The following is a 1,918-nucleotide window of genomic DNA, read 5'->3' as shown; positions in this document are numbered from 1 at the left end:
TAGAGAGGACTTAAGCACGACTCGGAATGGTTCTATGCTAGATGAACTGAATGACTTTATTGCCTCTAACCCGGATGCCCGTGAACTCAAGCGTGCTGTTGCCATCCAGATGTTTCTCAAAGGATACAAACATCGAGAGATTGGAGAGAGTATAGGAGTGAGTTCAGGCTTCATTAGCAAGTGGACTGGGCAGTACGAACGGTTAGGGGTAAATGGATTGAGACTGGGGTATCCCGGTTCGGTCGGGTATCTAGAGCCTGAGCAACGGCAGTCCGTGATGGTCTGGCTAAAGGGCAAGAACTACTGGAATTTGGCTGAACTGCAAGCTTACATTGAGCAGGAGTATGAGGTGGTGTTTGACTCCAAGCAAAGTTACTACACCCTGTTTGAGCAAGCCGGGATTAGCTGGAAGAAAACGCAAAAGCGCAATCCGAAGACAGACCTAGAGTTGGTAGAGAAAAAAACAGGAAATTAGGGCATGGTTGGAAGCTCATCGGCATGAGATCGTTGCTGGAGCATTGGTGGTCTTCTTTGAGGATGAATGCCACTTGTTATGGGGAGACTTGTGTGGGTATGTGTGGGGCAAAACCAACGAACGCATCGAGGTTCCCATCACCAACGAACGTCTCAAGCAGACTTATTATGGGGCTGTTGACCTTTACACCCAACGCTGCCTGATTCAACCGAGGGAGAAAGGTAATTCTGAGGGCACGATTGCCTTTCTCAAGTATCTGCTGGCTCAATATCCCAACAGTCGCTTTGATTTGGGATGGTGCCACCTACCATCGCGCCCAAGCAGTCAAAGCGTATCTGGAATCGGTTAATCAAGGACTCGATGAGTCCAACTGGAAAATCACTTGCATTCGCTTTGCGCCCAATGACCCCAAGCAGAACCCAATTGAAGATATTTGGTTGCAGGCTAAACGATTCATTCGAGAGTACTACCACTTGTGTCAATCGTTTAATGTCGTTAAATTCCTATTTGAGTTTGTGACTCACCGTCAAACCTTTGACTTTCCAAAGCTGTTTTCCTATGGCTGTTTCTCACAACTCATTTAGGACCGCTATATATTGGCAAGGACATCCACTTTCCTTAAAGTTGACTGATGAAGCTTGACATATTGTTTGTTGGTAAAGGCATCTGCTTCAGTTTTTCCGTCTAAAAAATCTCTGTGTGTTATCTGATTCTTTTCCACCAAGCTTGTTAGCCGAGGGTGCTGAATATAACCAACACCGTAAATGGCAATCAGTAAGCGGGACAAATCGACTAATTTGGACTCACCTACATCTTCAGGTACACCTTGAAGAACTTTGAAGCGGTGGGCTATTGCTGGAAAACCATAATTGATGTCTCTCATATTCCAATGCAACCAAACATGTGAGCTATGGCGACCTACAAAATCGTAAAACTCTTCTAGCATGAGCTTTTCAAGTTCATTGTAATGCTGTTCCAGTGCGCTTGCAGAGTACCCTTTCCTCTCTGCAATTTGATGGATAGAGAAAGAAGTGGTTTGACCGGAATCCAGATTGCGGACAGCAATAGAGGTAATCCTTGGAGATGAGCCGTCGGGTCTGTCATAGAAACTTTCACACGAATAATGGATAACGATTACCTGATCAGACTTGCTCATCAGCTCAGACAATTTTATTTTTGCTTGCCTGCGCTTCTGTACTTTGTTCCAAGCTTCACCCATTGAAGAACCTCACAATACAGACGTATTATCAATCAAGGCAAATTAGATGTCGCCCAATGGATTCTCTAAGATTCCAACTTGAGTCTAGTGGACTGTCAAGGTTGAAATGATGGGTAAAGTCGTTTGAGTTTAACCCGTGCATCTTCAGTGGTAAATCGCCAATCTATTGTTCGCAATTGGGTATTTCTGCGCTGCTCCCAAGCCAATGTTTCTTGTTGCAATGA

3 protein-coding genes and 1 pseudogene are annotated in these 1,918 nt (G+C 44.9%); 2 read left to right on the top strand and 2 right to left on the bottom strand.

Annotated elements, in window-relative coordinates; genetic code table 11:
• Together AC1S52_RS01200 and AC1S52_RS01195 are read left to right on the top strand one after the other, a co-directional pair.
• Positions 1-475 (top strand): helix-turn-helix domain-containing protein (locus tag AC1S52_RS01200; RefSeq protein WP_482027213.1); only part of this gene is annotated, 475 nt, incomplete at its 5' end.
• A 239-nt stretch (positions 476-714) separates the two neighbouring features.
• Positions 715-1,059 (top strand): hypothetical protein, encoded by a 345-nt coding sequence (locus tag AC1S52_RS01195; protein WP_482027212.1) that lies wholly within the window; start codon positions 715-717, stop codon positions 1,057-1,059.
• Between the two features lie 5 nt (positions 1,060-1,064).
• Here the strand turns inward: AC1S52_RS01195 and AC1S52_RS01190 are convergent, their stop codons facing one another.
• Together AC1S52_RS01190 and AC1S52_RS01185 are read right to left on the bottom strand one after the other, a co-directional pair.
• Positions 1,065-1,694, bottom strand: coding sequence for a hypothetical protein (locus AC1S52_RS01190; protein WP_482027211.1), 630 nt, complete (start codon positions 1,692-1,694; stop codon positions 1,065-1,067).
• A gap of 95 nt (positions 1,695-1,789) precedes the next feature.
• A pseudogene (locus AC1S52_RS01185) lies at positions 1,790-1,918 on the bottom strand (IS630 family transposase); the annotation flags it as partial.

It is taken from the genome of Kovacikia sp. CALU 1929 (assembly GCF_056784235.1).
The sequence above is the reverse complement of the archived record's forward strand: the minus strand, read 5'-3'. Positions and strand labels throughout refer to the sequence as shown.

Bases quoted from the DNA above. Each gene is read 5' to 3' on its own strand.
- AC1S52_RS01190 (WP_482027211.1), bottom strand. From the start codon at position 1,694: ATGGGTGAAGCTTGGAACAAAGTACAGAAGCGCAGGCAAGCAAAAATA.